The sequence below is a fragment of the Sagittula sp. P11 genome (assembly GCF_002814095.1).
Lineage (GTDB): Bacteria > Pseudomonadota > Alphaproteobacteria > Rhodobacterales > Rhodobacteraceae > Sagittula.
The window spans coordinates 1,479,865-1,502,346 of the sequence record NZ_CP021913.1; the positions used below are offsets into that span (position 1 = coordinate 1,479,865).

Below are 22,482 nucleotides of genomic sequence, written 5' to 3' on the forward strand. Positions count from 1 at the left end.
TGATGTAGGCGAAGTGAGGCGCAAATGAGAGGATATGACGTACGAGCCGTCGCAAACATTTTCTTGGAAGAGGCAAGGCGTCTCGGCGTTGGCATATCCAACCTTCATCTGAATAAAGCCATATATTTCATGCACGTAGACACATTGCGTGACAAGGGCGCGCCCTTAGTGTCAGCGAAAATCGAAGCGTGGGAACACGGGCCAGTGTTTCGTGAAATTTACAATCAATTCAAAGTCTTCAAGAGAGCCCCCATTGAGAGAAACGCTCAAAAGGTGGATTTTGACACGGGCCTTCTAATTGACGCAGACTTTGATTTTCCAGCCTCAACAGAAGATTGGATTCGCCAACTTTGTCGCTTCTATGCTATGGTACCCGCTCACGTGCTATATGATGTGTCCCATGCTAAGGGAGGAGCATGGGATCATGTGTACAACAAGTCGGGCGCGTTCAATGTCGGAATGGAAATAACGGAAGACCTAATTCGGCAACTAGAAATCCCTAAAGGGCAAAGGATCACTCTCCAATGACCCCCTTTACAAAAATTGACAGACCTCCTGCGGCTGAAAACTGGTCGCGTTTACAGAATCCGCAAGTCGACAGGACCGCGAGGAACATTTTTAACTTCGTTCGCTCCAGCCCTGTCTGGAATTACAACCCTAGCCGTAAGGCAGCACGCTTCTACATAGAGGACGGCATTTCACGGGAAATGGGCCTTAAGGTTGCAACCATGAAAGGCAATCCTCTTGGACATAAGTACAACGTCGAAGTTGTACACGCGTGGTTCGACATGGTTGCCAAAACCCCGATAGAAGGCGTACGTGCATTTGATCGCCTCGATGAGCGCCTACCAATAGGCCCGGGCCTTTTCGTTCCAGTAAAGCCGTTAACCGTTATCCGTGAAGGGGGACAGTTTGCCCCAATTTTCTTTAACCCATGGAGCGAAATTGCATTCGATGACTTTCAAGCCAGCTTGTATATGACAGCACTTGAGGCATCCATATTTCGCCTCACCGACTTTGAAGACTCGCCTGGGAGAATTATTTTCTTACCCAAGATCGTTTGCGGGAGCGGTGAAAAGCACCGGAGACCTGTAGTTTGGGAACGCGGGCAGCACACCTTGCTTTCACAAGCAGAGCTAAATGATCAAATCAGAGTTTTCTGTGAAAGCAAGGAGATCGCGAGAAAAATGTACGCCGAATACCTTGAACGTCAATCGGCACACAATAGCTGAATTATTCACTATTGCCTTCTCTCAGACACATAGCATTGGATTCGTGAGAGAACCGTAGGGTGCGTGCTCCGCACGCACCATTGTCACAAAGCCGCGCCCGGGACCAAGGCGCACGTGCCGCCTCCATCAGCCACCCACCCGGGCCAAGGCCTTCATCCGGGGCCCCACAGCGGCGAAGGCACCCTCCCAAGGCGCCAGAACCTCTTGCCGGGCGCCCCTGCCCCCGGCACACTCGCGGCAGACATTTGTCCAGTCTCTTTGCCGGGAAAGCCCGTTTCATGATCCGTGTCCTGACCGCTGCCCTTCTCGCCCTTGCCACGGGGGCCCATGCCGGATGCGCGGTCTGGGAGACGCACGATCCCGGCGCCACCGGGCCGGGCAGCCAGCGGGTGATGATCCGCACCGATCTCGAAGACCTTGGGCCGCTGCTCGCGCAGGCCGCCGGCGCCGCCGCGCGGCGGGCGGAGGCGCGGGGCCTCGTCTTCGTCGACGTCTTCCTGACCCGCGCGCAGGACATGGTGACGGCCGAGGACCACGGCGAACAGTCGGCCCTCGTCTGGCTGCGCTACAATCCCGGCGGCACGGACCGCATCCGGGGCACCTTCGAGGTCCGCGCCATCGAGGACCCGAAGGGCCTCACCTACAGCCACGGCATGCTCCTGCGCGGCGACGATTACGCGCTGAAGGCGGACATCCCCGAGGGCCGGGTGGACACCGCCGCCGCCGCCCATCCCGACGCCTACACCACCCCCTGCACCGGCGAATGAGCCCCATATCTGCCGAACCCTGCGGATCTCCTGTGTATAGGTAGTGCCCCGGCGCGGCGTTCCCCTTTCGCCGCCCTGCCGCCTCTGCCATACTGCCCCTCAATCAACAGAACAAACCGAGCACGCGTCGAGGGACATACATGGCAGACGATCTCCTCCACTCCGCAGTCGAACCTATTTATGACGCCTCCTCCATCGAGGTGCTGGAAGGGCTGGAACCCGTCCGCAAGCGCCCCGGCATGTATATCGGCGGCACGGACGAACGGGCGCTGCACCACATGGTGGCGGAGATCCTCGACAACTCCATGGACGAGGCGGTCGCCGGCCACGCCAACCGGATCGAGGTCACGCTGCGCGCCGATTACGCCGTCGAGATTCGCGACAACGGCCGCGGCATCCCCATCGACCCGCACCCCAAGTTCCCCGGCAAGTCCGCGCTCGAGGTCATCCTCTGCACGCTGCACGCCGGCGGCAAGTTCTCCGGCGACGCCTACGAGACCTCCGGCGGCCTGCACGGCGTCGGCGCCTCGGTGGTCAACGCCCTGTCGGACTCGATGGTCGTGCAGGTGGCCAAGAACAAGGAGCTCTACGAACAGCGCTTCTCCCGCGGGATCCCGCTCGGCCCGGTCGAGAAGGTCGGCGCCGCCCCCAACCGCCGCGGCACCACCACCACCTTCCACGCCGACGAGGAGATCTTCGGCCACCACCGCTTCAAACCCGCCCGCATGTTCAAGATGGTCCGCTCCAAGGCCTACCTCTTCTCGGGCGTGGAAATCCGCTGGAAGTCGGAGATCGACGACAAGGAAACCCCGACGGAGGCGACCTTCCACTTCCCCGGCGGCCTTTCCGACTACCTGACCGAAACGCTGGGCACCGCCAGCACCTACGCCGACGCGCCCTTCGGCGGGGTGGTCGACTTCCGCGAACGCTTCCAGGTGCCGGGCAAGGTCGAATGGGCGATCAACTGGACGCCTTCGCGCGACGGCTTCATCCAGTCCTACTGCAACACCGTGCCCACCCCCGAGGGCGGCACCCACGAGGCCGGCTTCTGGGCCGCGATCCTCAAGGGCATCCGCGCCTACGGCGAACTGGTCAACAACAAGAAGGCCGCGCAGATCACCCGCGACGACCTGATGACCGGCGGCTGCGCGCTGGTCTCCTGCTTCATCCGCGAACCGGAGTTCGTCGGCCAGACCAAGGACCGCCTCGCCACGACCGAGGCGCAGCGCCTCGTGGAAAACGCCGTCCGCGACCACTTCGACAACTGGCTCGCCTCCGACACGAAGTCCGCAGGCGCCATCCTCGACTTCCTCGTGCTGAGGGCAGAGGAACGCCTCCGCCGCCGGCAGGAGAAGGAGACCGCCCGCAAGTCCGCCACCAAGAAGCTGCGGCTGCCGGGCAAGCTGACCGACTGCACCGCCAAGTCCCGCGAGGGGACAGAGATCTTCATCGTCGAGGGCGACTCGGCCGGCGGCTCCGCCAAGGGCGCACGCAGCCGCGAAACCCAGGCCCTTCTGCCGCTGAAGGGCAAGATCCTGAACGTGCTCGGCGCCGCCTCCAACAAGCTGACCTCGAACGCCGAGATCCGCGACCTCTGCGAAGCGCTCGGCGTGTCCCTCGGGACGAAGTTCAACATCGACGACCTGCGTTACGAAAAGGTTATCATCATGACGGACGCCGACGTGGACGGCGCCCATATTGCGTCGCTTTTGATGACATTCTTCTTCACCCAGATGCGCCCGCTGATCGACCAGGGCCACCTCTACCTCGCCTGCCCGCCGCTCTACCGGCTGACCCAGGGGGCGAAGCGGCTTTACGTGGCCGACGACGCCTCGAAAGAGGCCGCGCTGGCCAAGGGTCTGGGCGGAAAGGGAAAGATCGATGTGCAACGGTTCAAGGGCCTGGGCGAGATGGACGCCAAGGACCTGAAGGAAACCACGATGGACCCCAACACCCGGACCCTGATCCGCGTGACCATCGACGAGGACGAACCCGGCGAAACCGGCGACCTGGTAGAGCGCCTGATGGGCAAGAAACCGGAACTGCGCTTCCAGTACATCCAGGAAAACGCGCGGTTTGCGGTGGAGCTGGACGTTTGAGTGACGAGTTGACTGGCGAACAGCCGCAATCCACCATCCTGATAAAGCGTATCATTCGCGGCGCGGCGATCGGCGCAGCCATTTTCGCCATTCTTGCGGTCTCGACACTGCTCTTGACCGCAGGAAAAATCGACGGCGCGATGCCTTCTCAAGAGCAGTATCTGTCCGCTTTTCCAGACCGCGACTACGGCCAGTACGTCATGCGATCCGTAATGCGTCTCATGCCCGAGGCCTTGGTCGTCGGCGCCGTGATCGGAGCAGCCTATCAGCTTATCAGGTGGGCTTTTTCTCGCTGACGAGAAGCCGCGCCCGGCACCCGAGCACAGACCAAGCACCAGCCCCCTACGCATCCGCGATTCGGCGCCGCATCGGAGAGGTTAACAACCGGCCGTTTCGGACCCCCGAACCGGCCGGGACTCACCATAAGGAATGGTTAACGCGGCAGGGTTAACGCACCGCGCCCCGCGTTCAGGGAAGCACAGGCAAGGCTTACTTCGCCGCCGGTTCGAACACCGCGCCAAGGCCCTTGGGCGCGTCCGTCACCGCCTCTGCCACCGCGAGGCGGGCCATTTCCAGCACTGCTTCGCGTGTGTTCGCGACGGCGATGAAGCGGGCGTTGTGGCAGAACTTGGCGCCTTTGACGCCGCTCGCCGCCTCCAGCGCGCCGTCGGTCAGGCCAGCCCAGCTTTCCGGCAGATCTGCCCGCGATTCAAAGGTGTTGGAGCCTTTTCGGATGGTGTTCAGCGCCCAGTCGCCGTCGCGCGGATGCACGACGAACAGCAGGTTTTCGGCGCCCGCCGCCTCGATGGCGCCGCGGAAGGGCATGCCCATGGGCAGCTCCAGCACGCGGGAGGCGCCGGCCTCCGCGATGGCGGCCATGACCATCGCCTCTGCCCGCCGTTTGGCCGCCTGGCCGCGCACCGCCGCTTCGACGAAGGCGCGGGCGACCGTTAACGAATCCATGAACGCGCGGTCATCTGCCCCGGGGCCCCGGTCGTCGAACACCGGCTTCAGCGTTTCCAGAAGCACCGGCAGGGTCATCCCCGCCAGTGGCCCGGCCACCGACGGCTCCATCGCGCCGTTGTCCAGAAGGTCCACGGGCAGGACGAATTCCCTGTCGAAACAATGGTGTATCTCGTCCACGTCGGCCTCGGGCACGCCCAGCGCGCAGAGGTAGCCGTGGCCGAAGTGCTTCCAGATCAGACCGAAAGAGCTATAGGGCGCGCCGTCCTCGCGCTGCGGCACGGGGCGCTGGTGGTGGTCGAAGATGCCCGCCTCGGCGTCGTAGACGCGGCCGACGTCGTAAACGACCCGCCCGGGCGCCGGAGAGATCCATTCAACATCCCGTGAGCGCACCAGTTTTGCGTTTGGAAACAAGCGGGTAAGCACCACCGTCGACAGCAGTTCGTCGGCGTGGAAGCCCCCGGAGTGGGTGACGAGATGAGTGGTGTCCATGGCGAGGGTGCTCCGCTAAAGCATTGGATCGCTTCGGAAAATGCCGGCGCCCCCGCCCGCGGTGAAGACGCTCAGTGCGTCCAGGGCGCCCGGCGGTCGGACGCAAAGTTCTCCGCATACCCCCGCGCCCGGATGTTCACCTTCCGCTTCTTCGGCTCCATCACCATCGCGTCGATGCCGTGTTCCTTGGCGTAGGCCAGCGCCGCTTCCTTCGTCTCGAAGCGCAGGCGCACCTGGCTTTGCGTGTCGGCGGAGGAGGTCCAGCCCATCAGCGGGTCGATCGACCTCGGGCTGTCCTGCACGTAGTCCAGATACCAGTGCTTCGTCTTGCCCTGCCCCGAGGACATGGCCGTCTTTGCCGGTTGATAGATGCGAGCCCGCATTTCCACACCTCCATGAATCACAACGGTTATCCGGGATTCCGCGGCGAAGGGCAACATGCTGCGCCGCTCCAATTGTCACAGTGAGCGCTGGCCGGGACAAGGATCGGACGACAAGCAGGCTCAGGTGTCCGACCGGAGACACAGGGAGCGAGGGGTGGGTTCGTGGCACCGGGCCACCGAGCGCTGCTTGTCTCCTTCAAAGCTACATATCAGCTTTCGGTTTTGGCAAATGCTTCCTTTGTGGCAGCCGGGCAGCGCGACACGGGCGATCCGCCGCCAGTCCGCTATTTCCCTTTGTTATCAGATGGCCCTTTCAATCCGCGCCAGAAGGTGCTGCGACCAAAGTTGGTAGGCAGGCGAGCAGTGGATCAGCAGTTCGCGCATGTATTCGGCACTCTGCGAACCCTGGTGCGGCCCCGCCAGAGACACGCGTGTCAGCCAACCGACCCGAAACAGACCACTCTCCCTGACGTCTTGCAGACAGTTATTGTCAGCATCGGACTGGCGCGAGGCCGCCCTGCGACTTACGTTGCACTGCAGCGACACGACCGGCGCTGGACAACCGGGGTCGCGCACAGGAGACCCCGATGCACAACAATTCGCCGCAACAGATGCCCATGATGCATGCCGCCGCGCCGGATGTGCGCACCCGCGAAAAGCTCGAAGGCGGCAAGCGGTTCGTCATGCAGACCACCTTCTCTCCGGCGGGCGACCAGCCGACCGCCATCGCGGAACTTGCCGGCGGCATCGATGAGGGCGAGCGCGACCAGGTGCTTCTGGGTGCGACGGGCACCGGCAAGACCTTCACCATGGCCAAGGTGATCGAACAGACCCAGCGCCCAGCGATCATCCTCGCCCCCAACAAGACACTGGCCGCCCAATTGTACGGCGAATTCAAGGGGTTCTTTCCGGACAACGCGGTCGAGTACTTCGTCAGCTATTACGACTACTACCAGCCGGAGGCCTACGTCGCGCGGTCCGACACCTATATCGAGAAGGAAAGCCAGATCAACGAACAGATCGACCGGATGCGCCACTCGGCCACCCGGGCGCTGCTGGAACGCGACGACGTGATCATCGTGGCGTCCGTGTCCTGCATCTACGGTATCGGTTCGGTCGAGACCTACGGGGCGATGACGCAGGACCTGTTCGTCGGCAAGGAGTATGACCAGCGCAAGATCATGGCCGACCTCATCGCGCAGCAGTATCGCCGCAACGATCAGGGGTTTTCGCGCGGCACCTTCCGGGTGCGTGGCGACGTTCTGGAAGTCTGGCCTGCCCACCTCGAGGACCGCGCATGGCGGCTGTCCTTCTTCGGCGAGGAACTGGAAGGGCTGACCGAATTCGATCCGCTGACCGGCACCAAGACCGACAGTTTCGAGCGCATCCGCATCTACGCCAACTCACACTACGTCACACCGCGTCCGACGATGCAGCAGGCGATCCAGGGCATCAAGAAGGAGTTGCGCCAGCGGCTCGACCAGCTTGTCGGCGAGGGGAAACTGCTGGAGGCGCAACGGCTTGAGCAGCGGACGAACTTCGACCTGGAGATGCTGGAGGCCACCGGCGTCTGCAACGGGATCGAGAACTACTCGCGCTACCTGACGGGCCGCGCGCCGGGCGAACCGCCCCCCACCCTCTTCGAATTCATCCCCGACAACGCCATCGTTTTCGCCGACGAATCCCACGTCTCCGTGCCGCAGATCGGCGGCATGTATCGCGGCGACTACCGGCGGAAATTCACGCTGGCGGAACACGGTTTCCGCCTGCCGTCCTGCATGGACAACCGCCCCCTCAAGTTCGAGGAATGGGACGCGATGCGCCCGCAGTCGATCTTCGTCTCCGCCACCCCCGCCGCGTGGGAGCTGGAGCAATCGGGCGGTGTGTTCTCAGAACAGGTGATCCGCCCCACCGGCCTTCTGGACCCGCAGGTGGAGATCCGGCCGGTGAAGATGCAGGTCGACGACCTGCTGGACGAGATCCGCAAGGTCGCGGCAAACGGCATGCGCACCCTCGCCACAGTGCTGACCAAACGCATGGCCGAGGACCTGACGGAGTACCTGCACGAACAGGGCATCAAGGTGCGCTACATGCACTCCGACATCGACACCATCGAACGGATCGAGATCCTGCGCGACCTGCGCCTTGGCGCGTTCGACGTGCTGGTGGGGATCAACCTGCTGCGCGAGGGCCTGGACATCCCGGAATGCGGGCTGGTGGCCATCCTCGACGCCGACAAGGAGGGCTTCCTGCGGTCCGAGACCTCGCTGATCCAGACCATCGGGCGGGCGGCGCGGAACGCCGATGGCCGGGTCATCATGTACGCCGACCGCATGACCGGATCCATGGAACGCGCTATCGGAGAGACCAACCGCCGCCGCGAGAAGCAGATGGCCTACAACGAGGAACACGGGATCACGCCGGAGACGGTGAAGAAAAACGTCGACGACATCCTCGCCGGACTCTACCAGGGCGACACCGACCAGTCCCGCGTCACCGCGAAGATCGACCCGAAGCGTCAGGGCTCCAACATCGCCGCTGTGCTGGAAGGCTTGCGGACGGATATGCGCAAGGCGGCGGAGAACCTCGAGTTCGAGGAGGCCGCACGTCTGCGCGACGAGGTCAAGCGGCTGGAGGCGGTAGAACTGGCGGTGACCGACGACCCGCTGGCCCGACAGCAGGCGGTCGAACGGGCCTCCGAAGAGGCAACCAAGGCCAAGGGCCGCTCGACAGCAGGGCGTCCCGGCCAGCGCGGCGGGAACGTCAAGCGACGCAAGCGGTAGGCCGAAGGGGGCTTCCGGGCGGATTGAACCGTCGTTTTTCGCAGCCGTGCGGGAGCGGGAAGACACATTCGTCCAAAGGCCCGGGAACACTCAGGGGATGCAAGCGCTGCCGCATCCCAAGCACCTATGGCAACAAGCCGCCAGCGGCAAAGAATCCCTTGCAAGACCACTTGAAAAGATGCGCCGCCATGTCATCTTCGTGTCATCCGGGCGCGAGGCTCCGCCCGGCGGCTGCAAGCGCGGGGATCGCGCCTAGAGCGCCATCCTCCCTTCGGGCAAACCCCATGCGTTTCACGCTTATCGCGGCTCTGGCCGCCCTCGTCGCAGGTCCGGTCCTCGCCGATCAGACCATTGGCACCGTCCACAGCTGGACCCCGGCCACCCATACCCTCGTCCTGACCGACAAGACGGTCTGGACCCTGCCGGCGGACCTGCTGGTTCCGGCCGACCTCGCCACCGGCGACCGCATCGACATTTCCTTCCAGTGGAAGGGTGACGACGGCCTTGGCGCGATCCATTCCGTTGCCCGCGTGGCCCCGGCAGATGCGGCCGCCAAGCGCAGCGGTATCTGACATCAGACCCGAGAGGGGCCCCGACCGGGGCCCCGCGACGGCGGCCGACCAGCGCCGCACCCGCCGGGCCCTTAGGCGGCAAACAGGGCGGCCCGTGCCAAGTCTGAGCCGCCTCCGCCCCCTTCCCCCGAACAACCACACGAGCGGCCCTTCGCGCCCGCCAAAAGCCGGTCTGAGCGGGCTTGACGCACGCCTGGCACGCACGGCCCCGCCTTACCAATTTTGACGTCGAGGGAACCCGATGGGCGCGAGCACGTTGTCTCCCCAGATAGCTAAACGGGAGCTGAACCAATGGAATATGGTCTTCTGGGTCTTCTGATCCTCATCGCCGACATCTACGCAATCTACCAGACTCTGACCTCTGGCGCGTCCACGCTCGCCAAGATCGTCTGGACCCTCGCCATTCTGATCCTGCCGGTTCTCGGCTTCATCGCATGGCTGGTGGCCGGTCCGCGTGGCGGCGCACACGCCCGCATCTGACCGCAGGTTCAACGGCACGAAAAAAGCGGGTCCCTTTCGGGGCCCGCTTTGCTTTTGTCCGGTACGAACGTCTCAGCCGATGATCGCGTTCAGCGTCGGCGAGGGGCGCATCACCGCGGCGACCTTTTCCGGGTCGTTGTGGTAGTAGCCGCCGGTGTCCGCCGGGCTGCCCTGTGCCGCAGCCAGTTCGGCGACGATATCCGCTTCGCCATCGGCCAGCGCCTTGGCGATGGGAGCAAAGTGGGAGGCAAGCTCGGCATCGTCGGACTGCGCGGCCAGCGCCTCGGCCCAGTAACGGGCGAACCAGTAGTGGCTGTCGCGGTTGTCCGGCTCTCCGACCTTGCGCGAGGGCGAGCGGTCGTTGTCGAGGATGCCCTGCGTCGCGGTGTCCACCGCCTCACCCAGAACGCGGGCCTTTTCGTTGCCCTTCTGGTCGGCGAGGAACTTGAACGATTCGCCAAGCGCGCAGAACTCGCCAAGGCTGTCCCAACGCAGGTGGTTTTCGGACTGGAGCTGCTGGACGTGCTTGGGGGCAGAGCCACCAGCGCCGGTTTCAAACAGCCCGCCGCCCTGCATCAGCTTCACGATCGACAGCATCTTGGCGGAGGTCGCCAGCTCGAGGATCGGGAAGAGGTCCGTCAGGTAGTCGCGCAGCACGTTGCCGGTGATCGCGATGGTGTTCTCGCCCTTTGTGATCGTCTCGAGCGAGGCGATTGTGGCTTCGCGCGGGGCCATGATCTCGAATTTGTCGGTGACGCCCTTGGCTTCGAGGATCGGCTTGACCATGGCGATCAGCTCGGCGTCATGCGCGCGGCTTGCGTCCAGCCAGAAGATCGCGCGGTAGCCCGTGGCCTTCTGCCGTTCGATGGCCAGGTTCACCCAGTCCTCGATCGGCGCCTTCCGGGCCGAGGCCGAGCGCCAGATATCGCCCGCTTCGACGGTGTGCGAATGCAGCACGGTGCCGTCGTCGAGGATCATCTTGACCGTGCCGTCGGCGGGGATCTCGAAGGTCGTCGGGTGGGAGCCGTACTCCTCCGCCTTCTGCGCCATCAGACCGATGTTCTGCACGGTGCCGGCGGTCGCCGGGTTCAGCTTGCCGTTGGCCTTGAAGAACTCGATGGTCGCGTCATAGACCGGCGCGTAGGAGCTGTCGGGGATCACGCAGTTGGTGTCCGACTCCTTGCCGTCCGGGCCCCAGCCCTTGCCGCCCGCGCGGATCAGCGCCGGCATGGAGGCGTCGATGATGACGTCCGACGGCACGTGCAGGTTGGTGATGCCGCGGTCGCTGTCGACCATGTACATCGGCGGGCGCTGCTCGCGGCAGTCCGCGATGGCCTTGGTGATTTCCGGATCGTCCTTCACCCGCGCCAGCAGGTCGCCCATGCCGGATGCCGGGTTCACCCCCAGCGCGGCCATCTTGTCACCGTACTTCTCGAAGACCGGGGCCAGCCATGCCTTGACGGCGTGACCGAAGATGATCGGGTCGGAGACCTTCATCATCGTGGCCTTCATGTGCAGCGAGAACAGCGTGCCTTCGGCCTTGGTCTTCTCGATCTCTTCGGCAAGGAAGGCGTCCAGCGCCTTGGCCGACATGTAGGTGGCGTCGACGACGGTGCCCGCCGGGTAGGAGACGCCCTCTTTCAGGACGGTCTCGCCATCGGCGGTCTCCAGCACGATCTTCGCGGTCGCGGCCTTGTCCAGCGTGGCGGAGACTTCGTTGGAATAGAAATCGTCGCCCGTCATCGCGGCGACGCGGGTCTTGGAGTCGGAGGACCACTCACCCATGCGGTGCGGGTTCGACTGCGCGAACTTCTTGACGGCAGCGGCGGCGCGGCGGTCGGAGTTGCCCTCGCGCAGGACCGGGTTCACGGCCGAGCCCTTGATGCTGTCGTACTTGGCGCGGACGGCCTTTTCCTCGTCGGTGGACGGGGATTCGGGATAGTCGGGAAGTGCGTAGCCCTGGGACTGCAGTTCCTTGACCGCAGCCACGAGCTGCGGGACCGAAGCGGAGATGTTCGGCAGCTTGATCACGTTGGCGTCCGGCTTCTTCACCAGTTCGCCCAGCTCGGCCAGGTCGTCGGACTGGCGTTGCTCTGCGGTCAGGGCCTCCGGGAAGGTGGCGATGATCCGGCCTGCGAGGCTGATGTCCTTCGTACCCACCGTCACGCCGGCGGCGGAGGCAAAGGACTGGATGATCGGAAGCAGCGACGCCGAGGCCAGCTCGGGCGCTTCGTCGACCTTGGTGTAGATGATATCGGGCGTGGACGTGTCGGACATGGGATCCCCCTTGTTAACCTTGCGCCCTCTCTAGGCCAAACGCGCAACGGCGTCTACAGTATGCAGCTGTATACAGTGAGCCATTTCGTCGCCCATGCGCTGAAAACGAATTGTTCACTTTCACCATGTGGAAGATTCTTGCCGATGTTGCAGATTTGCCCCGCTCGTCGGATTTGCTGCAGTGTAGCAGGAGCGTCATGTCGCCATGTGGCCGGAACGCATGTAATTCCGTCAGAGATTGACGGCCCTCGCGGTGCGGCTTGCAAGCCGCGTTGCGCAGGTCGAGAATGAACAAAAGCAAGTTTTGGGACGGGGTAAGATATGAGCGTGACCTCCAAGCGGGCGCAGGGTCGGAGACTTATGCCGAAGGCCGGACGCTGGATCGGTGTTGCGGCGCTGACCCTTGCTCTGACGTCCTGCGGGATCACCTACAACAGCCCCACGGTCAATTCGGCCGCCGACGGCTTCCAGGTGACCGTTCTGGAGATGTCGCCGACCGTCGTGGCAAGCGCCAACCGTTCGGCCTATGCGCCGCAAAGCCTGCCCGCATCGTTCTTTGCCAACGCGGGCGGAGGCAGTGCGCGCGGTGTCGGTGCCATCCCGCCGACCCCCTACCTGCCCGACGAATCGCGTGAGACGCTCGAATTCCGGCCGCTGCCCGATGTCGCGCCGCAGCCCTACCGCATCGGTGTGGGTGACGAGCTTCTGCTCGCCACCAAGAGCCGCAACTCTGTCGAGGAACTGTCCGGTCTGCTCGCCGCGGCAAATCAGCGTCAGGGCTACACCGTCCGCGACGACGGCAACATCGCCATCCCCGACGTGGGCTCCATCCCGGTGGCTGGTCTGACCATCGAAGAGGCCGAGAACCGTCTGTTCCAGGTGCTCGTCGACAACCAGATCGACCCGACCTTCAGCCTCGAGGTGAGCCGCTTCAACTCGCAGCGCGTGGCCGTGGGCGGCGCCGTGCGCACCCCGACCATCGTGCCGATCACCCCGAATGACCTGACCCTCGGCGAGGCGATCATCGCCGCCGGTGGCACGGACATCCGCGACCGCGAATTCGCCTCGATCCGCGTTTACCGCCAGGGCACGCTCTACCAGATCCCGCTGGAAACCTACCTCCAGAACCCGGGCATGCAGGACAAGCTCATGCAGGCGGGCGACGCGGTGTTCGTCGATACCTCCTATGACCTCGACCGCGCGCTTGAGTTCTACCGGGCAAAGATCGACGTGATCTCGCTGCGCCAGAGCGCCCGCAACAGCGCCCTGGCCAACCTGCAGTCGGAAATCAACATCCGCCGCGGCGCGCTGGAAGAGGACCGCAGCAACTTCGACCGCCGCGAGAAATACGGCGCAAACGGACGCCAGTACGTTTATCTCGCCGGTGAAGTGCGCGGCCAGAACCGCTTTGCCCTGCCGTTCAACGACCGGGCGACGTTGGCAGACGTGCTTTACAACGAGGGCGGCTTCGACACCACGACCGGCGACCCGTCGGAAATCTACGTGCTGCGCGGCGACCCGCAGGCCGGCTATGGCGACATCGTCATCGCCTACCACCTGAATGCGCGCAACGCGGCAAAGCTGATCCTCGCGACGAAGTTCGAGATGCGCCCCGACGACATCATCTTCATCGAGGAACAGCCGATCACCAAGTGGAACCGCGCCCTGCAGCAGCTGTTCCCGGTCCTGCTCCGCAGCGCACAGAACGCTCTTTGAGCATCTGATCGAAAATTCGGCAGGTGCGACCGTTTTCAAGCACGGTCGCACTTGCTGGGCTGCGAAAACGCCTCATATACAATCCGGTATGAGACTTTTCGGCAAGCCACGCGGGCGTGACCGCGATCAGCAAGCAGTGCGTGCAAACGTCCCCTTCGAAGCGCCCTTGGCGCCCGAGGAGGCATTCTTCGCCATCGGTGACGTGCACGGCTGCCTCCGGCCGCTCGGCAACCTGCTGCTGGAGATCGACAAGCGCGACAGCGCTCCAAAGATCGTGTGCCTCGGCGACATGATCGACCGCGGCGAACATTCCGCCGGTGTCCTGCAACTGCTGTTCGCCATGAGCCGCGAGATGGGCGACCGTTTTGTCTGCCTGCGCGGTAACCACGAAGAGATGATGCTGCGCTACCTTGAAGATCCGGAGCGGCAGGAGTCCCGATGGCTCGGGCATGGCGGGCTGCAGACACTCGCCAGTTTCGGCGTCTCCCGCAGTGGCAAGCGCGATCCGGAAGGGCTGCGCGACCGTCTTCTTTATGCGATGGGGGACGACATGCTGGAGTGGCTGCAGGGCCTGCCCTCACGCTGGCAGACCGGCAACGTGACGACGGTGCATGCCGCCGCTGACCCTGCACTGCCGATGGATTTCCAGTCGACGCAGGTGCTGACCTGGGGCCACCCCGATTTCTTCCGGGTCAACCGCGACGATGGCATCTGGGTGGTGCACGGCCACACCATCACCGAGGACGCGAAGGCGGAAGACGGGCGCATATCCGTGGACACAGGCGCCTACCTCTCGGGCCGCCTGACGGCCGCGCATGTCTACCCCGGCGGTGTCGACTTCATCCAGACCTGAGCCGGAGTCGGACGGCGCGGTTGCGCTCAGTTCCCGGATTCGGAGAAGTGCTGGTAGTCCTTCGCGGACGACCATGTGCCGCCCCACCCCCAGCCCCGTTTCGTGAAGGCGGTGACGACCGCATCGTCCGGCAGGATCACCCCCGGAACGTCTGGTCGGCGCTCTGACGGCTCGTCGTAGTCCACGCCAGCGTCCGGCGACGTGTGCCGCCCCTGCACATAGGGGTTGTGAACCGGGTTGATGTCGATGGCCTTCCCGAGCGCGTGCTGCGACAGCCGCGACGTCCCGGCGACAAGACGGCAGTTGAACGCCGAGGTATTGTTGGCCGCCATCGAAAACCCGTCGTCCCCGGCGAACTCGTGCACCGGGCGCATGCTCTGGATCGGGTAACGAGCGGCATGGATGTCGGCGAAAATGTCCAGCATGGTATCGGCCACCTCTGTCGCTACAACCAGCTGGCCGGTCTGTTCCGCGCCCGCGAAGTCCACGTAGGGCACGCTCAGCAGGCGCAGACCGTCGCGGTTGGGGCACGGCAGGTCGGCGTGCCAGCTCACGCCCTGCATCTTCTGCCAGATGTCATCGGGGATGGGCGACTGGCTCCCGCGTTCGGCCAGTGCGGTTGATGCGAAAGCCGTCAGAGCCGCGACGCCCAGAACCGCTGCGATGTGTCGTGTCATCCGCCCGTCTCCCTTTTTCTCGCACGTTCGCGGCATTGGCCCGATGCGGCAAGTGCGGATTTCCCGCCTTTCTCCGGCATGTTCCGACGCTCAGTCCGACAGGTACTTGCGGCTGATGTAGCCGAGCCGACCCTGCGCATCGCTGACCTCGTACCAGAAGACATTGCGCGAAATGCAATCCAGCGCCTGTTCCTTCTGCTCCGTATCGGCCGGGTCCAGCGCGAAGGCGTTGCAGGCCTCGCGGCAGGTGCGTGCACGGTCCTGGTCTCCCGGCGCCTCCAGCGACTGGCTGCCGACGATGGTCAGCGGTTCACCCAAAGGCACCTCGCGCAGGACGGTCGCGCCAAAGCCCGCCTCTGCCCGAAGGTTCACGAAGTCGGAGACGTTCACCACCTTCACCTGCGGGGAGGCGACCCAGCAGGACGGGAAGGTGACAGCGGTCAGGGCCTCGCGCGCCTTGGCGGCAAGCTCCGCGCGGAAATCGGTCTGGGCGGTGGCGTCATCTGCTGGCGCATCGGGTCCAGGCAGGTCGGAGAGCGGCGTGGCGGGGTCATGGAAGGCGAAGGGCGCAAGGGCCCGGAAAGTCGTGTCTCCGACTGTCCCGTTTCCGAACCGGAGTGTGCCCAAAGCCTCCCCCGGCCCCGCATCGAGCGAGAGGTCGACTTGGCACCGCGTCGTCTGCGCCGCACCAAACGCGGCTTCGGAGCTTATGCGCACCGCACCCGTGCCGAAGCTGTCCACCGTGAAGCCGACCTCCCGGTCGTGGGACGGCAGGTCTGCGGGCGACAGGTCGAGCCGCGCGCCGTCCGCATTGGAACAGGCGTTCTGCAGCGCCGTATCGGCCCCGGAGGCAGGCAGCGTGACCGGTGCCACGGCAATCCCCCATCGCGCGGCATCGCCCACGGTGGAGACCCGGAACACGCCGTTCCCCTCCAGAAGCGCCAGCAACAGCGAATCCGGCAGATCCAGATCCCGGCGCGTCCGCAGCCGGATGACCTCTGCCACGGCGGAGAGGCCCGCGCCAAACGCGGCTTCGGCCTCTGCCCGCGGGATCATGTCCTTGTCTGGCAGTACCTGCGGAGCAGAAAACCCGAGCACCGCCGTCGGGTGCATCACCCGCGCCCCACGCGCACCGGCGATGAAGATCAGCGCACAAGGCCCTTCGCAGGTCGCACCCTCGGTCACCAAGGTCGCCATCGGCACCTGCGCCACGAGGTCCGCCACCTCCAGCGCGGCAGGCATCGATCCTCCGCTGCCATCGAGACAGAGCCGCAGGGGCCCCTCCCCCAAGTCCCGGATTGCCGACCGCAGCGCGCGGGCGTCGCCCTCGTCGGGCGGGCCGGTGAGTGTCAGGCTGCACGCGGCATCCGCACCGCCTTCGACGATCTCCGCAGCCCGGGCTTCGGGCGCGATCAGGGCGAAGGCGGCGAGGACAGGGATGACACGCAACATGGAGGCTCCGAACCAGTCGATTTCGGCGCGACCCTAGCACAGCCGCAAGTCGAAGCGACCCCGCGGATGGGCCACCGGACGATCGTTGCCGATGCCAGCCGCAGGGGGTGCGTTTGCCGCGCGATCCGCTAGACTCGACCGCCAAGACCCGAGCAGGAGCCCACACCGTGATCCGATCCGTTTTCCGCGTCCTCTGCCTGTTGACGGTGCTCGCAGCGCCCGCCCACGCGCAGGACCGCGCCGCCGTTCAGACGCAGTTCGAAGGCTGGCTGAAGCAGCAGGTCTGGCCGCGCGCGGAGGCGAAGGGCGTCTCGCGCGACACCTTCGACGCGGCGTTCAAGGGCGTCACGCTGGACTGGGACCTGCCCGACCTCGTGCCGCCGGGCAGCAAGCCGAAGACGCCCAAACAGCAAAGGCAGGCAGAGTTCGGGCAGCCCGCCAAGTACTTCTCTCGCGGGTCGCTCGACTACGCCACGCGCGAGGGCCGCAAGATGGCAAACGTCTACGCCCGCCCGCTTGCCGCGGCAGAGGCGCGGACCGGCGTTCCCGGGCGCATCGTGCTGGGCATCTGGGGCCGCGAAAGCAACTACGGCAGCGCCGCGATCCCGCACGACGTGTTCCGTGTGCTGGGCACCAAGGGCTTCATGAGCACCCGCGCCGCCTATTTCACCGATGAACTCGTCGCCGCGCTGCAGATCGCCGAGGCCGGACACGCGCCGTCCTCAGCGATGAAGAGCAGCTGGGCCGGGGCGCTCGGGCAGCCGCAGTTCATGCCGACCAACTTCCTGTCCTACGCCACCGATGGCGACGGCGACGGGCACGCCGACATCTGGCGGTCGGAGGCGGACACCATCGCCTCCATCGCGCGCTACCTGCAAAGCCACGGCTGGGTGAAGGGACGCGACTGGGGGTTCGAGGTGACGGTGCCTGCCTCCGTCTCCTGCACGCTGGAAGGACCGGACCAGGGCAAGCGAATCTCCGACTGGGCGGCGATGGGGATCACGCGGGTCAGCGGCCGCCCCTTCCCCGATCACGAGGCGCAGGGCGAGGGGTTCCTGCTGATGCCCGCCGGGCGCAGCGGTCCCGCGTTCCTCGTCACGCCGAACTTCTACGTGCTCAAGGATTACAACATGAGTGATCTCTACGCTTTGTTCGTGGGGCATGTGGGCGACCGCATCCAGTACAATTCCGGCGATTTCTCTGCCGCCTGGGGGAATGTCGGCGGGCTCTACCGGTCCGACGTGGCCGTGATGCAGAGGGCGCTGGAAAAGATGGGCCACGATGTCGGCGGCGCGGACGGGTTGCCGGGGTTCAAGACCCGCCGCTCCATCGGGCGCTGGCAGGACAGCCGCGGGGAGCCAGCCACCTGTTTCCCCGAGGCATCGATGAAATCCGCCTTGCGCTGACTTGCATCCCGCCCGGCCTTACGCCTTTCTGCGCAGGACACGCAGGGAGGAGACAACGATGACCGACACGGTGTTGAAGGCCGAGCGCAGGGGCGCCGTCCTCGTGCTGACGCTCGACGGGGCCAAGAGCCGCAACTCCATCGGGCCGGAGCTCTATACCGCGCTGCGTGAGGCCGTGATCGATGGCAGCGACGATCCGGGGGTGCGCGCCATCGTCCTGACCGGGTCAAACGGCTATTTCTGTTCCGGCGGTAACATCGCCATGCTGAAGGACTCTGCCAGCCGCCCGCGCGGACAGGTTTCCTCCAACACCGACCTGCTGAACGCGCTGATTCGTGCGGTGCACGACGCGCCGGTGCCGGTGGTTTGCGCGCTCGAAGGCGGGGCGGCGGGGGCCGGTGCGTCCTTGGCGATGGCCTGTGACATGATCGTCGCCGCCGAGGGCGCCAGCCTCGTGATCGCTTACGTCAAGGTCGGGCTGACACCGGATGGCGGCGCCACGCACTTCCTGCGCGGTGCCCTGCCGCGTCAGCTGGTAATGGAAATGTGCATGACCGGACGTCCCATGCCGGTCGAGCGGCTTGCGGACTTCGGCCTCGTGAATGAAATCGCGGCACCGGGCAGCGCCCTGGACCGCGCGCTGGAGATCGCCGAGCGGTTGGCCGATGGACCGGCGGGCGCGCTGGCGTCGATCAAGCACACCGTCAACATGGCGGAGGTCAACGGCCTGACGGCGCAGATGGCGCTGGAGGCAGACGGCATCAACCGGGCACGCTACACGGAGGAGGCGGCGGAAGGTCTGGCCGCCTTCCTCGAAAAGCGCCGCCCGGTCTATCGCTAAAGGCGGGCTTCCCCGGCGGCAGTTGACGGGCTATGTCTGGCAGACCGGGGCCGTGGGAGGAACCATGCTGGGATATGTGAGCGTCGAGGCGCGCGGCGAAAGCGACCTCCTGATCCGCGATGCGACGATGGCGCTGCATGCGCGCGGCGTGCCGCTGGCGGGCGCGGTTCAGGTGAACTCCGAACGCGACGCGACGCACAAGTGCGACATGGACCTGCACATCCTGTCGGGCTCTGACGTGGTGCGCATCAGCCAGAACCTCGGCGCGCTGTCGCGCGGCTGCCGACTGGACCCCGCGGGCCTCGAACACGCGGTCGGCATGGTCGCCGCGGCGCTGGAGACCGGCCCGGCGCTTCTGGTGGTCAACAAGTTCGGCAAGCAGGAGCTGGACGGGCGCGGCTTCCGCCCCCTGATCGGGGAGGCGCTGTCGCGCGGGATCGCAGTCCTGACCGCCGTGAACCCCGGCAACCTGCCAGGGTTCCTCCAGTTCGCCGGGGACTATGCCGAGGCGCTGCCTCCGGATGTCGATGCGATCGTCGACTGGTGCAACGCCCAGCGTCTGGCCGCCTGACCCGCGCGCTCCCTTACCCCCTGAACCACGTCACGATCTGCGCGGCAGAGGCCGCGCCGGACTGGCGCTTTGTTTCGCGCCCCGCGGTGTAGGCGATCATCGTGGGAATGCCGCGGATGCCGAGCCGCGCGCTGGGTTCGGGATGGGCCTCCGTGTTCAGCTTGACCAGCCGGGCCTCGGACCTGAGCTGCCCCGCCGCCTTCGAGAACTCCGGCCCCATCATCCGGCACGGGCCGCACCACGGCGCCCAGAAATCCACCACCAGCGGCACCTCGTCCACGCGCGACGCCTTGGCCAGGGTGGCCGCGTCGACCTCTATGGCCTTGCCGGGCATGAGCGGCGCGCCACAGGTGCCGCATTTCGGACCCGCGCCCAGCTTTTCCTCGGGCACCCGGTTCACCTGACCGCAATCGAAACAGGACAGCTTCTTGCCAGCCATCTGATCACTCCTATTCGTTTTTCCGAATATAATAACGCACGATCCTGTCACAAGTCCCGAAAACGCGCGACTTGCCCGATTCTGGCGTTATAGTCGCGGCGACGAACAGGATACCGATACAGGACAGGAGGCTTCGCATGACCCTGATTGCCCGGAGAATGTGCCAGACGCTCGCGGTGGGGACCGCGCTTTTGACCGGCGCGGCCGCCACTGCGCAGACCGCGCAGGAATGGCCGGTCGAGGTGGTCCGGCTGGACCCGGTCAGCGCGCCGCAGGAAAGCTATGTCGGGACCGTGCGGGCGCGGGACATGTACGGCCTCTCCTACGGCACGACCGGCTGCATCGTCGCGATCTCCGAAGAGGCGAAGCGCATGCAGGTGGCCAAGGCCGGGCAGGTACTGGTGGAGCTGGACGACAAGCATTCCCAGCTTGCACTGAAGACTGCGGAGGCCCGCCTTGCCGAACTGCGCGCCGCCGTGGAGGAACGGCAACTGGCCGTGACCGCCGCCGAGAACGACGACCGTCGCCGGGCCGAAGACAGGGCGTTTGTCGCCAAGGAATTCGAACGGAACCAGACGATGTTCCGCCGCGGCCTGATCAACGAGACCACGATGGAAGCCGTGGAGAGCCGGATGATGGACGCGACCTTCGCCGCCGAGCAGGCGAAAGAGGCGATGGCCAGCGCGCGGTCCGCCAAGGCACGGGCCGAAATCTCGGTGGGGATCGGAGAACTCGAACTCCAGACCGCCGAAATTGACCACGAGGACCTGCAGCTCGTCGCGCCGTTTGACGGTGTCATGATCGGGTTCGAACCCAGCGTCGGCGCCTGTGTCTCGGACGGGGCGTTGGCGGGTCAGATCTATGACCCCAGCCAGAAGTCCGTCGATGTCTACGTCCTGATCTCCCGCCTTTCGGCCCAGGATGCGACGGGCGTGTCCCGCGGCGCCGAAGTCACCGTTCGGCGCGGCAACGGCCAGACCTGCGGCGGCGCGATCACCCGCATCGACACGGAAGCCGACCTCGAAAGCCAGTATGTGCAGACGACCATCGACGTGGACGAAGCCTGCGCCCCCGAACTGTTCCTGAACGAGGCTGTCGCGGTGGAGATGAACAGCGGTCCGGACGCCTTCCGCCTGCCGGAGACGGCGCTGCTGGAAGGCTCCGTCTACATCGTCAACGAAGAGCGTGAGACGCTGGAAAGCATCACGGCGGATGTGGTGTCGCGGGAAGACGGCGCTGTTGTCGTGCGCCTGCCCGGCATGGCAGGCCGCCTTGCCGTCGTGGACGCCATGTCGGAAGGCGTCGACGCGATGCTGGAAACGTCAGAGCCGTCCTGATCCGTAGATCATCGGCCATCCGATATGCCCTGGCGTGTCTCAGGTTAATTGAATTCAACCGAGGGCACTTAACGCACTCCGGATTGACGTAAGAAAAAGTCGCGTAATGCGAAACTATTCCGGCGGCGCGTTTCGCCTGCCGCCGGCCCCCTGCACCGGCGCCTGCGACGTCACGTCTCCCCAGCCAAACCGCCACCGCGCGACAGCATCCGGGAGACGTGTCGCTCGGGCCGAAGTAGCTCAGCAGGACATCCAGGCTCTTCTCCGGCTCTGCAGAGCCACACATGAAGATGTCGACCGTGGCGATGCCGAACTCCGGCCATGTGTGCACGGAGATGTGCGATTCAGCCAGCAGTGCAAAGCCCGTAAACCCCGCCCTTGCACCGAAATCATGCGCCGCCACCTGTAGTACGGTTGCCCCTGCGGCCAGCCCGGCCCGGCGCAGCACGTCTTTGGCCGGGCCCACGTCCACCAGTGCGCTGGCGCCATACATGTCGCAGATCAGGTGCTTCCCCAAGGCCACGGGTACGGTTCCATTCGGGTACCGTGAAACCGTTTCCGTTGGAACATTTCTTCGCGTCACCCTTGCTCCCTCTCTGCCCACCGTATCAGAATGACAAAAATACTAGGCGGGAATCCGCTATTTTTGCCAAACTCGGGTGGACCAATGCGATAAAGAAGATATGTGCGCATCGCTGCCTGACGAACAATGCCGAATCATGAGGCCATGTCGCCCGGGTAACAAGATAGTGATGCGCAAAAGTTCGTCTGCCTGAACGCAACCAGCAGTCGAGCGCGTGTGTGTAGGTTCCGTCGCCATTTGGGGAGGTGGCGGTGTCGGGTTCCTGAACGGCACCGACAACCGGCAATAAAAAGGGGCGAAGTTTGAAACTACCACGCATGTCTAAATGTCCGCACTGCAACTATGACCTACGCTTTGGCGCATCCACATGCCCCTATTGCTTCCGTCCGACCCGGATCCGCAACCGCGCCTGGTTCTGGCTGATCATCGTGGCGGTTGTCGCGTTCTTCGGATACGAGGTCTTCGGCGCCGAGGCCGGCACCGAACCGCTAATGGAAGCGGAAGAAAAGACTGTCCCATTGTCGGACAGTTGATACCCGCGATAGGGTCGTCCGGAGCA

Annotated in this window: 21 protein-coding genes and 1 pseudogene; 15 read left to right on the forward strand and 7 right to left on the reverse strand. The window is 64.8% G+C overall.

The window, feature by feature from the left end; genetic code table 11:
- The first annotated feature begins 24 nt into the window (after positions 1-24).
- The 5 genes from CDO87_RS07260 to CDO87_RS07275 all read left to right on the forward strand — a co-directional run bounded on the left by CDO87_RS07260 (position 25) and on the right by CDO87_RS07275 (position 4,394).
- On the forward strand, positions 25-528 hold the full coding sequence (locus CDO87_RS07260; RefSeq protein WP_100928166.1) for a Panacea domain-containing protein: 504 nt from the start codon (positions 25-27) through the stop codon (positions 526-528).
- Complete coding sequence (locus CDO87_RS26680; protein ID WP_157814934.1) at positions 525-1,232, forward strand: hypothetical protein; 708 nt, start codon at positions 525-527, stop codon at positions 1,230-1,232. Before CDO87_RS07260 ends, CDO87_RS26680 begins: the two co-directional genes overlap by 4 nt.
- A 278-nt stretch (positions 1,233-1,510) precedes the next feature.
- A complete protein-coding gene (locus CDO87_RS07265; protein ID WP_100928167.1) occupies positions 1,511-1,999 on the forward strand; it encodes a hypothetical protein in 489 nt (162 codons plus the stop codon).
- A 140-nt stretch (positions 2,000-2,139) separates the two neighbouring features.
- A complete protein-coding gene (gene parE, locus CDO87_RS07270; RefSeq protein ID WP_100928168.1) occupies positions 2,140-4,098 on the forward strand; it encodes a DNA topoisomerase IV subunit B in 1,959 nt (652 codons plus the stop codon).
- On the forward strand, positions 4,095-4,394 hold the full coding sequence (locus tag CDO87_RS07275) for a hypothetical protein (protein ID WP_100928169.1): 300 nt from the start codon (positions 4,095-4,097) through the stop codon (positions 4,392-4,394). Before parE ends, CDO87_RS07275 begins: the two co-directional genes overlap by 4 nt.
- 193 nt (positions 4,395-4,587) lie before the next feature.
- Here the strand turns inward: CDO87_RS07275 and CDO87_RS07280 are convergent, their stop codons facing one another.
- Both CDO87_RS07280 and CDO87_RS07285 read right to left on the reverse strand, forming a co-directional pair.
- Positions 4,588-5,553, reverse strand: a complete 966-nt coding sequence (locus tag CDO87_RS07280) for an MYG1 family protein (RefSeq protein ID WP_100928170.1) — start codon at positions 5,551-5,553, stop codon at positions 4,588-4,590.
- A gap of 71 nt (positions 5,554-5,624) precedes the next feature.
- Positions 5,625-5,936: an ETC complex I subunit gene (locus tag CDO87_RS07285; protein ID WP_100928171.1), complete on the reverse strand. Its 312-nt coding sequence runs from the start codon at positions 5,934-5,936 to the stop codon at positions 5,625-5,627.
- Positions 5,937-6,523: 587 nt separating this feature from the next.
- On the opposite strand from CDO87_RS07285, the gene uvrB reads away from it, so the two are divergent.
- The 3 genes from uvrB to CDO87_RS07300 all read left to right on the forward strand — a co-directional run bounded on the left by uvrB (position 6,524) and on the right by CDO87_RS07300 (position 9,771).
- Positions 6,524-8,719, forward strand: coding sequence for an excinuclease ABC subunit UvrB (gene uvrB, locus CDO87_RS07290; RefSeq protein ID WP_100928172.1), 2,196 nt, complete (start codon positions 6,524-6,526; stop codon positions 8,717-8,719).
- 284 nt (positions 8,720-9,003) lie between these two features.
- A complete protein-coding gene (locus tag CDO87_RS07295; RefSeq protein ID WP_100928173.1) occupies positions 9,004-9,291 on the forward strand; it encodes a hypothetical protein in 288 nt (95 codons plus the stop codon).
- A gap of 291 nt (positions 9,292-9,582) precedes the next feature.
- On the forward strand, positions 9,583-9,771 hold the full coding sequence (locus tag CDO87_RS07300) for a PLD nuclease N-terminal domain-containing protein (RefSeq protein WP_005860190.1): 189 nt from the start codon (positions 9,583-9,585) through the stop codon (positions 9,769-9,771).
- Positions 9,772-9,843: 72 nt separating this feature from the next.
- Here the strand turns inward: CDO87_RS07300 and CDO87_RS07305 are convergent, their stop codons facing one another.
- Positions 9,844-12,048, reverse strand: coding sequence for an NADP-dependent isocitrate dehydrogenase (locus CDO87_RS07305; protein ID WP_100928174.1), 2,205 nt, complete (start codon positions 12,046-12,048; stop codon positions 9,844-9,846).
- 321 nt (positions 12,049-12,369) lie between these two features.
- Here CDO87_RS07305 and CDO87_RS07310 point away from each other — a divergent pair, with 321 nt between their 5' ends.
- Entirely contained in the window at positions 12,370-13,764 is a 1,395-nt protein-coding gene (locus CDO87_RS07310; protein WP_100928175.1) for a polysaccharide biosynthesis/export family protein, read from the forward strand.
- A 136-nt stretch (positions 13,765-13,900) separates the two neighbouring features.
- Positions 13,901-14,617 (forward strand): metallophosphoesterase, encoded by a 717-nt coding sequence (locus CDO87_RS07315; RefSeq protein WP_100928176.1) that lies wholly within the window; start codon positions 13,901-13,903, stop codon positions 14,615-14,617.
- 26 nt (positions 14,618-14,643) lie between these two features.
- Here CDO87_RS07315 and CDO87_RS07320 read toward each other — a convergent pair whose 3' ends face one another.
- Together CDO87_RS07320 and CDO87_RS07325 are read right to left on the reverse strand one after the other, a co-directional pair.
- Positions 14,644-15,294, reverse strand: coding sequence for a M15 family metallopeptidase (locus CDO87_RS07320; protein WP_254698362.1), 651 nt, complete (start codon positions 15,292-15,294; stop codon positions 14,644-14,646).
- Positions 15,295-15,384: 90 nt separating this feature from the next.
- Positions 15,385-16,746, reverse strand: a complete 1,362-nt coding sequence (locus tag CDO87_RS07325; protein WP_100928178.1) for an SH3 domain-containing protein — start codon at positions 16,744-16,746, stop codon at positions 15,385-15,387.
- Positions 16,747-16,916: 170 nt separating this feature from the next.
- Between CDO87_RS07325 and CDO87_RS07330 the strand changes: the two genes are divergently transcribed.
- The 3 genes from CDO87_RS07330 to CDO87_RS07340 all read left to right on the forward strand — a co-directional run bounded on the left by CDO87_RS07330 (position 16,917) and on the right by CDO87_RS07340 (position 19,564).
- Complete coding sequence (locus tag CDO87_RS07330) at positions 16,917-18,152, forward strand: lytic murein transglycosylase (protein WP_254698430.1); 1,236 nt, start codon at positions 16,917-16,919, stop codon at positions 18,150-18,152.
- Between the two features lie 58 nt (positions 18,153-18,210).
- On the forward strand, positions 18,211-18,993 hold the full coding sequence (locus CDO87_RS07335; protein ID WP_100928179.1) for an oxepin-CoA hydrolase, alternative type: 783 nt from the start codon (positions 18,211-18,213) through the stop codon (positions 18,991-18,993).
- Positions 18,994-19,057: 64 nt separating this feature from the next.
- Positions 19,058-19,564, forward strand: a complete 507-nt coding sequence (locus CDO87_RS07340; RefSeq protein WP_100928180.1) for a DUF2478 domain-containing protein — start codon at positions 19,058-19,060, stop codon at positions 19,562-19,564.
- A 13-nt stretch (positions 19,565-19,577) separates the two neighbouring features.
- Here the strand turns inward: CDO87_RS07340 and trxC are convergent, their stop codons facing one another.
- The gene (gene trxC / locus CDO87_RS07345) at positions 19,578-20,003 is read right to left on the reverse strand and encodes a thioredoxin TrxC (RefSeq protein ID WP_100928181.1); all 426 of its coding nucleotides are present in this window, start codon (positions 20,001-20,003) and stop codon (positions 19,578-19,580) included.
- Positions 20,004-20,140: 137 nt separating this feature from the next.
- Here trxC and CDO87_RS27175 point away from each other — a divergent pair, with 137 nt between their 5' ends.
- Positions 20,141-21,340: an efflux RND transporter periplasmic adaptor subunit gene (locus tag CDO87_RS27175; RefSeq protein ID WP_157814935.1), complete on the forward strand. Its 1,200-nt coding sequence runs from the start codon at positions 20,141-20,143 to the stop codon at positions 21,338-21,340.
- Between the two features lie 277 nt (positions 21,341-21,617).
- Here CDO87_RS27175 and CDO87_RS27180 read toward each other — a convergent pair.
- Positions 21,618-21,833 (reverse strand): annotated as a pseudogene (locus CDO87_RS27180) (S-adenosylmethionine decarboxylase family protein); the annotation flags it as partial.
- Positions 21,834-22,225: 392 nt separating this feature from the next.
- Between CDO87_RS27180 and CDO87_RS07355 the strand changes: the two are divergent.
- On the forward strand, positions 22,226-22,456 hold the full coding sequence (locus CDO87_RS07355) for a hypothetical protein (protein ID WP_157814936.1): 231 nt from the start codon (positions 22,226-22,228) through the stop codon (positions 22,454-22,456).
- The last annotated feature ends 26 nt before the right edge of the window (positions 22,457-22,482 follow it).